The organism is Streptomyces sp. NPDC034670 (genome assembly GCF_055574875.1).
Genome location: NZ_JBVITR010000056.1, coordinates 35213 through 43665, shown reverse-complemented (window position 1 = coordinate 43665; position 8453 = coordinate 35213). Strand labels below are relative to the sequence as shown.

Here is an 8453-nt window from a genome sequence, read left to right as displayed (position 1 = left end):
CCACTGTTGTGTTTCCCTCCTGCCGGGGCGGAGTGTGGGTGTGGTGGGTGGTTGGGGCCCTGGCGCCGTCCCCCCCCCCCCCCCCCACCCCCCCCCCCCCCCCCCCGACGACGCGGCGAGCGTGCGTGCCGGGCGTCGCCGGGCGGACGGGGCTTTCGCCCCACGCCCTAGGAGATCCGCACCGGGTTCACCACGTCCGCGACGAGGACGAGGAGGGTGAAGCAGACGAAGATCCCGGCCACCACGTAGGCCACCGGCATCAGTTTCGCCACGTCGAACGGTCCCGGGTCGGGGCGGCGCAGCAGCTTGGCGGTGTTGCGGCGCAGCGACTCCCACAGCGCGCCCGCGATGTGCCCGCCGTCGAGCGGCAGCAACGGGAGCATGTTGAACAGGAACAGGGACAGGTTGAAGCCCGCGAGCAGCATCACGAACATGGCCAGCTGCTGCGAGGCCGGGATGTCGAGGGTGGCGATCTCGCCGCCGACCCGGGCCGCGCCGACGACGCCCATCGGGGAGTCGGGTTCGCGCGGGCCGTCGCCGAAGGCCGCGTCCCACAGGGCGGGGACCTTGGACGGCAGCGCGGCGAGGGAGTCGACCGCGTCGCCGACCCGGTCGGTCATCCAGACCACGGAGTCGCCGAAGTCCTGTCTGACGACGCCGGTGGCCGCGCTGAAGCCGAGGAAGCCGGCCTTGACGTACTCGTCCTGGACGTAGGCGCCGTTGCCGTCCTTCTTGGCGACCAGGTTGGTGGCGATCTCCGCCTGGAGGGTCACCTCCCGGCCGTCGCGGTCGACGACGATCGGCACCTCCTTGCCGGCGCTGTCCCGGATGAGGTCGGAGAGGGTGCCCCAGTCCTCGGTCCGGGTCCCGTCGAAGGCGACGATCCGGTCCCCCGCCTTCATGCCGGCCGCGGCGGCCGGGGACCGGGGGTCGGACTCCTTGCACTCGTCGCGGTTCTCGCTCTGCGCGATGACGCACGGCGAGACCGAGCTGACGGTGGTGGTCTGCTGCTGGATGCCGAAGCCCATGAGCACGGTGAGGAACAGCGCCACGGCGAGGACCAGGTTCATGAACGGGCCCGCGAACATGACGACGACCCGTTTCCACGGCTTGCGCGTGTAGAACAGGCGCTTCTCGTCGCCCGGCCGGAGCTCCTCGAACGCGGCGGAGCGGGCGTCCTCGATCATGCCGCGCCACGGTGAGGTGGAACGGGCCTCCAGCCGGCCGTCCGGGCCGGGCGGGAACATGCCGATCATGCGGATGTAGCCGCCGAACGGGATCGCCTTGACGCCGTACTCGGTCTCGCCCTTCTGCCGCGACCACAGGGTCGGCCCGAAGCCGACCATGTACTGGGGCACCCGGATGCCGAACATCTTGGCCGTGGACAGGTGCCCGAGCTCGTGCCAGGCGATGGAGACCAGCAGGCCGACCGCGAAGACGACTATGCCGAGGATGAACATCAGGGTCGTCATGCACGCGCCTCCGCGCTCGCCGTCCGGGCTGTCAGTTCCCGGGCCCGCGCGCGGGCCCAGTTCTCCGCTTCGAGGACGTCCGCCACGGTCAGTGAGGTTCCCGTCCGCGGGGTGCCGTGCTCCTCGACCACCCGCGTGACCGTCTCCATGATCCCGAGATACGGCAGCGCGCCGGCGCGGAACGCCTCCACGCACTCCTCGTTGGCGGCATTGAACACCGCCGGGGCGGTGCCCGCGAGCTCGCCCACGTGCCGGGCGAGGTCCACCGAGGGGAACGCCTCGTTGTCCAGGGGGAAGAACTCCCAGGTGGACGCCTTGCTCCAGTCGAAGACCGGGGCGGCGTCGGGGACCCTTTCGGGCCAGCCGAGGCCGATGGCGATGGGCCCGCGCATGTCGGGGGGCGTCGCCTGGGCCAGTGTCGATCCGTCCGTGAACTCAACCATCGAGTGGACATACGACTGCGGGTGCACGACGACCTCAATGCGGTCGAAGGGAATGTCGTACAGCAGGTGCGCCTCGATGACCTCCAGCCCCTTGTTGACGAGGGTGGCGGAGTTGATCGTGATCACCGGTCCCATGGCCCAGGTGGGGTGGGCGAGGGCGTCCTCGACGGTGACGTGCGCCAGCTGCTCCCTGGTGCGGCCGCGGAAGGGGCCGCCGGAGGCGGTGACGACGAGCCTGCGCACGTCGGCGCGGGTGCCGGCGGCCAGTGCCTGGAACAGCGCGGCGTGCTCGGAGTCGACCGGGATGATCTGCCCGGGCTTGGCCAGCGCCTTGACCAGCGGGCCGCCGACGATGAGCGACTCCTTGTTGGCGAGCGCCAGGGTGCGGCCCGCCTCCAGGGCGGCGAGGGTCGGCGCGAGTCCGATGGAGCCGGTGATGCCGTTGAGGACGGTGTGGCAGGCGGAGGCGGCGAGCTGGGTGGCCGCGTCCTTCCCGGCCAGGATCTCGGGCAGCGGCTCCCCCGCCCCGTACTGCGCGGACAGCGCCTCGCGCAGGGCCGGCACCACGTCCTCGCGGGCGACGGCGACCGTACGCACCCGCAGCCGGCGGGCCTGTTCGGCGAGGAGGGCGACCCGGCCGCCGTGGGCGGACAGGCCGGTGACCCGGAAGCGGCCGGGGTTGCGCAGCACGAGGTCGACGGCCTGGGTGCCGATCGACCCGGTGGAGCCGAGGATCACCACGTCCTTCGGGCCGTCTCCCGCGACGGGGTCGTACACCAGGCGCGGGTCGGCGAGGGGGGCTGGAGCGTCGGTCATGGCCACCATTGTGTCGGGTTGCGGCCGCTGCCGGGGCCCCGCCCCGGCACTGCGCTCCCGCGTCCGCGTCGTGTCCGCCGGACGGGAGGGCGCCGGGGCGCGGGCGGGGCGGGCCGCGCCCGCGCCCCGCGGCGGGGAGGAGGGGCCGGACGGCCGTCCCCTTCCCGGTTCAGCGGACCCCCGGTTCAGCGGATCGGCCGGTGCGCGTTGTCCCGGGTGCTCGGGCCCGGTGTGGCGTCCGCGATCCACGGGCCGTCGCCCGAGGGGTCGACGACGCCGTGCTCCAGCCACGCGTAGGTGCCGGAGAGCACTCCCTTGACGACCGTGCGGTCGAGGTCGTCGGTGTTGGTCCACAGCCGGCCGAAGAGTTCCTCGACCCGGATGCGGGCCTGGCGGCAGAAGGCGTCGGCGAGCTGGTAGGCCTCGCGGCCGTGCTCGCCGCGGTCGCGCAGGAGCTCGGCGCGGACGCAGGCGGCGCTCATCGCGAACAGTTCGGCGCCGATGTCGACGATCCGGCCCAGGAAGCCCTGCTTGGTCTCCATCCTCCCCTGCCAGCGGGACATGGCGTAGAAGGTGGAACGGGCCAGCTTGCGGGCGGCGCGTTCGACGTAGCGCAGGTGCGGCGACAGGTCGACGCCGTGCTTGAAGGCGCCGTAGGCGCCGGGGAGCTGTCCGGGGCCCGCGACCAGCTTCGGCAGCCACTTCGCGTAGAAGGCGCCCGCGTTCGCGCCCGCCCTGGCCTTGTCGGAGAGCGACTTCTCGGGGTCGATCAGATCGCCGGCGACCGACAGGTGGGCGTCGACGGCCTCCCGGGCGATCAGCAGGTGCATGATCTCGGTGGACCCCTCGAAGATGCGGTTGATGCGCAGGTCGCGCAGCATCTGCTCGGCGGGGACCGCCCGCTCGCCGCGCGCCCGGAGGGAGTCGGCGGTCTCGAAGCCGCGTCCGCCGCGGATCTGGACCAGTTCGTCGGCCATCAGCCAGGCCATCTCGGAGCCGTACAGCTTGGCGAGGGCGGCCTCGATGCGGATGTCGTTGCGGTCCTCGTCCGCCATCTGCGAGGACAGGTCGACGACGGCCTCCAGGGCGAAGGTGGTCGCCGCGATGAAGGAGATCTTGGAGCCGACCGCCTCGTGCAGCGCCACCGGCTTGCCCCACTGCTCCCGGACCGCCGACCACTCGCGGGCGATCTTCAGGCACCACTTGCCGGCGCCCACGCACATGGCGGGCAGGGACAGCCGGCCGGTGTTGAGCGTGGTGAGGGCGATCTTCAGGCCCTGGCCCTCCTCGCCGATGCGGTGCGAGGCGGGGACGCGGACCCGGTGGAAGCGGGTGACGCCGTTCTCCAGGCCGCGCAGGCCCATGAAGGCGTTGCGGTTCTCGACGGTGACGCCCTCCGAGGCCGCCTCCACGACGAACGCGGTGATGCCGCCCCGGTGGCCCTCGGACTCCGGTACGCGCGCCATGACCACGAGGAGGTCGGCGACCACGCCGTTGGTCGTCCACAGCTTCACGCCGTCCAGGACGTACTCGTCGCCCTCGGGGACGGCGGTGGTGGCCAGCCGGGCCGGGTCGGAGCCGACGTCCGGCTCGGTGAGCAGGAAGGCCGAGATGTCGGTGCGGGCGCAGCGCGGCAGGAACGTCTCCTTCTGCTCCTGCGTGCCGAAGATCTTCAGCGGCTGCGGGACGCCGATCGACTGGTGGGCGGAGAGCAGGGCGCCGATCGCGGGGCTGGCGGAGCCGACCAGGGCGAGGGCCTTGTTGTAGTAGACCTGGGTGAGGCCCAGGCCGCCGTACTTGGTGTCGATCTTCATGCCGAAGGCGCCGAGCTCCTTGAGCCCGGCGACCACCGCGTCGGGGATGCGCGCCTCGCGTTCGATCAGCGCGCCGTCGATCTCCGTCTCGCAGAAGTCGCGGAGCTTGGCGAGGAACTCCTCGCCGCGCTGGGCGTCCTCGCCGGCCGGGAGGGGGTGGGGGTGGATCAGGTCGAGCCGGAAGCGGCCGAGGAACAGTTCCTTGGCGAAGCTGGGCTTGCGCCAGTGCTGTTCCCGGGCGTCCTCCGCGACCTGGCGGGCCTCACGTTCGGTGACGGTGGGGCGGGGCGGGGACGGGGGTGACTCGGGTGCTGCGGACATGAGGCTCACCTCGCCGCGGATCGGGGTGGATGGGCGGGAACCTCCGGGAGGTGGTCCTTTCGCGCGATCCCGGCGGTTACGTTACCGACTGGTGCTACTCGTTCGTATGTACCCGATCCACCCTCACCCCGCCACCCTTCGTGCGGCCGTTCGGCCGACACCGGGGCCGGGGGCCGGCCGGGCGCCGCCCGTGGGAATCTGGAGGACCTCACGCGGCCCGTTTCGACGGCTCCCGGAGAAAGCTGTCGAAGCGCTTCGACAGCCTATGGACACCCACCTCCGCTAGGGATACTGTCGAACCACCCTCACCCGCCCTTGTACGTTCCGCGCACTGTCGAAGCGCTTCACACCACTGGGAGAGCTGGATGGTCACCCTCGCCGAGGTCGCCCAGCACGCCGGAGTCTCGGCGAGCACGGTGAGCTATGTCCTCAGCGGCAAGCGGTCCATCTCCGCGACCACCCGGCAGCGGGTCGAGCGGAGCATCCGCGAGCTCGGGTACCACCCGAACGCCGGGGCCCGCGCCCTGGCCAGCAGCAGGTCGAACATCATCGCGCTGATGGTCCCGCTGCGCACCGACATGTACGTGCCGGTGATGATGGAGATCGCCATCGCGGTGGCCACCACGGCCCGCACGCACGGCTACGACGTGCTGCTGCTCACCGGCGAGGAGGGCCCCGACGCGGTGCGCCGCGTCTCGGGCAGCGGCCTGGCCGACGGGATGATCCTGATGGACGTCGAGCTCGACGACGGGCGGCTGCCGCTGCTGCGGGAGACGGACCAGCCGGCGGTGCTGATCGGACTGCCCGCCGACACCGCCGGCCTGACCTGCGTCGACCTCGACTTCCGGGCCACCGGCGCGCTGTGCGTGGAGCACCTGGCGGCCCTGGGGCACCGGGACGTCGCCGTCATCGGCGAGGCCCCCGCGGTGTACGAGCGGCACACCGGCTTCGCCGAGCGCACCCTCGACGGGCTCCGCTCCCGGGGACGGGAGCTGGGGCTGCGGCTGCTGCACCGGCCGTGCGGGGGCGGGTACGACGCGATGGCCGTGACGCTCTCCCGGATCCTGGACGAACGCCCGGGCACCACCGGGTTCGTCGTGCAGAACGAGTCGGTGGTGGAACCGCTGCTGGCCCTGCTGCGACAGCAGGGGCGGGCCGTGCCCGAGGACGTCTCGGTGGTCGCGATCTGCCCCGAGCAGGTCGCCGTCCAGGCGTCGGTGCGGCTCACCTCCGTCGCCATCCCCGCGCAGGAGATGGGCCGGCGCGCCGTGGAACAGCTGGTCGCCAAGCTCGGCGGGCGGGGCGGCGACGAGGTCGTGCTGCTCGCGCCCGAGCTGACGGTCCGGGCGAGTTCCGGGCCGGCCCCCGCCGCCCCGTAGACCCGCCCCTCCCCTCCTCCCCTGTCCCTGTCCCTCCCCCGCCTCCTCCCGTCCCCTCCTTCTTCGGCTTCAGCGAACGTCCGCCCCCACCGGGGCACCTCCCTGTCTGCACTCCTCCAGGAGCACGCCTCGTGACCCAGTCCGCCGGAACACAGCCCAAGGTCAGCCTCGCCCAGTCCTCCCCCACCGTCGGCACGTTCCGCGAGCGGGACGGTGCGCTGGAGTGGAGCGGCCGCCAGGAGACCGTACGGATCGAACCGTGGGGGCCGGACGCGGTCCGGGTGCGGGCCCGGCTCGGTGGCCCGGTGCTCCCGGGCCTGCCCGGTGCCCTCCTGGACGAGGCGCCCGCCACCGAGTCCACCGTGAAGATCGAGGACGGCCGGGGCCGGCTGACCGTCGGCGCGCTGACCGCCGAGGTCGACGCCGAGGGCATGGTCCGCTTCCTGCGCACCGCCGACGGGAGCGAACTGCTCGCCGAGGAGCGCGCCCACTTCTGGTGGCCCGGCCCGCGCCTGTACACGGCGGTCGGAGGCGGCCACCACCGGCTGGAGCAGCGGTTCGCCGCCTACGACGACGAGCGGCTGTACGGCCTGGGCCAGCACCAGCACGGCCGGCTGGACCAGAAGGGCCTGGTCGTCGACCTCGTGCAGCGCAACGCCGAGGTCTCCATCCCGGTGCTCACCTCCAGCCGCGGCTACACCCTGCTGTGGAACAACCCGGCGGTCGGCCGCGTGGAGCTGGCCCTGGGCGGCACCCGCTGGGTGGCGGACTCGGCCCGGCAGATCGACTACTGGATCACCGCGGGCACCCCGGCGGACGCCCAGCGCCGCTACAGCGCGGTGACCGGGCGGTCGCCGATGCTGCCGCAGTGGGCGGCCGGGTTCTGGCAGTGCAAGCTGCGTTACCGCACCCAGGACGAACTCCTCGCCGTGGCGCGGGAGTACAAGCGCCGGGGGCTGCCGCTGGACGCGATCGTCTGCGACTTCTTCCACTGGACGCACCTCGGCGAGTGGAAGTTCGACCCGAGGGAGTGGCCCGACCCGGCGGCGATGGTGCGCGAGCTGGAGGAGCTCGGCGTCAAGCTGGTGGTCTCGGTGTGGCCGTCGGTCTCCCCGCTGAGCGAGAACCACCCGGTGATGGAGCAGCGCGGCTACTTCATCGGCACCCAGTACGGTCCGATGGCGCACGCCGACTGGCCGGACAAGGGGGTCGCCTCCACGGTCCAGGTCGCCTTCTACGACGCCACCAACCCCGAGGCCCGGGAGTTCGTGTGGTCGAGGATCAAGGAGAACTACCTCGACCCGTACGGGATCACGGCCTTCTGGCTGGACGCCTGCGAGCCGGAGCTGAAGCCGGGCTTCCCGGAGAACCTGCGCTACTGGGCGGGTCCGGGCCTGGAGGTCGGCAACCTGTACCCGGCCGAGAACTCCCGCGCCTTCCACGAGGGCCTCAGGGCCTGCGGTGAGGACGAGGTGATCACCCTCAACCGCTCGGCGTGGGCGGGCAGTCAGCGCTACGGGGCCGCCCTGTGGTCCGGTGACATCGGCACCGACTTCGCCACCCTGCGCCGCCAGGTCGCGGCCGGCCTCAACACCGCGCTGTCGGGCATCCCGTGGTGGAACACCGACATCGGCGGCTTCCACGGCGGCGACCCGGACGACCCCGCCTACCGCGAGGTGATGGTCCGCTGGTTCCAGTTCGGCGCGCTGTCCCCGCTGATGCGGCTGCACGGTTTCCGCGACCCGGGCATGCCGCTGGGCCCGGACATGACCGGTGGCCCGAACGAGGTGTGGTCGTACGGCGAGGAGGCGTACCCGGTCCTCGTGAAGTACCTGCGGCTGCGCGAGCGGCTGAAGCCGTACGTCCTTGAGGTCATGCGGGAGGCGCACGAGGAGGGGCTGCCGGTGATGCGGCCGCTGTTCCTGGAGTTCCCCGACGACCGGGCGGCCTGGTCGGTGGACGACGCGTACCTGTTCGGCCGCGACCTGCTGGTCGCCCCGGTGCTGACGGCGGGCGCCACGGCCCGGACGGCGTACCTCCCGGCGGGCGCGCGCTGGACGGACGCGTGGACGGGGCAGACGTACGAGGGCGGTGCCGCCGTGACGGTCGAGGCGCCGCTGGACCGCATCCCGCTGTTCCTGCGGGACGGGGCGAGCCTGCCGGTCCGGGAGGCGTGAGCCTGACGCGGAAGGGGTGCCCCGGGACCGG

5 protein-coding genes are annotated in these 8453 nt (G+C 72.6%); 2 read left to right on the top strand and 3 right to left on the bottom strand.

The features are described 5' to 3' along the window. Positions 1-167 precede the first annotated feature (167 nt). From ACZ56B_RS28125 to ACZ56B_RS28115, 3 genes are all read right to left on the bottom strand, one after another. Positions 168-1460 (bottom strand): M50 family metallopeptidase, encoded by a 1293-nt coding sequence (locus tag ACZ56B_RS28125; protein ID WP_468796398.1) that lies wholly within the window; start codon positions 1458-1460, stop codon positions 168-170. A gap of 8 nt (positions 1461-1468) precedes the next feature. After that, positions 1469-2731, bottom strand: coding sequence for a 1-deoxy-D-xylulose-5-phosphate reductoisomerase (gene dxr, locus ACZ56B_RS28120; protein WP_468796394.1), 1263 nt, complete (start codon positions 2729-2731; stop codon positions 1469-1471). A 185-nt stretch (positions 2732-2916) separates the two neighbouring features. Next, entirely contained in the window at positions 2917-4866 is a 1950-nt protein-coding gene (locus tag ACZ56B_RS28115; RefSeq protein ID WP_468796392.1) for an acyl-CoA dehydrogenase family protein, read from the bottom strand. A 365-nt stretch (positions 4867-5231) separates the two neighbouring features. On the opposite strand from ACZ56B_RS28115, the gene ACZ56B_RS28110 reads away from it, so the two are divergent. Together ACZ56B_RS28110 and ACZ56B_RS28105 are read left to right on the top strand one after the other, a co-directional pair. Next, on the top strand, positions 5232-6245 hold the full coding sequence (locus tag ACZ56B_RS28110) for a LacI family DNA-binding transcriptional regulator (RefSeq protein WP_468796390.1): 1014 nt from the start codon (positions 5232-5234) through the stop codon (positions 6243-6245). A gap of 131 nt (positions 6246-6376) precedes the next feature. Continuing rightward, on the top strand, positions 6377-8422 hold the full coding sequence (locus ACZ56B_RS28105; protein WP_468796388.1) for a glycoside hydrolase family 31 protein: 2046 nt from the start codon (positions 6377-6379) through the stop codon (positions 8420-8422). The last annotated feature ends 31 nt before the right edge of the window (positions 8423-8453 follow it).

Coding starts and splice junctions, on each gene's coding strand:
- ACZ56B_RS28125 (WP_468796398.1), bottom strand. CDS start 1,460: ATGTTCATCCTCGGCATAGTCGTCTTCGCGGTCGGCCTGCTGGTCTCC.
- dxr (WP_468796394.1), bottom strand. CDS start 2,731: ATGACCGACGCTCCAGCCCCCCTCGCCGACCCGCGCCTGGTGTACGAC.
- ACZ56B_RS28115 (WP_468796392.1), bottom strand. CDS start 4,866: ATGTCCGCAGCACCCGAGTCACCCCCGTCCCCGCCCCGCCCCACCGTC.
- ACZ56B_RS28110 (WP_468796390.1), top strand. CDS start 5,232: ATGGTCACCCTCGCCGAGGTCGCCCAGCACGCCGGAGTCTCGGCGAGC.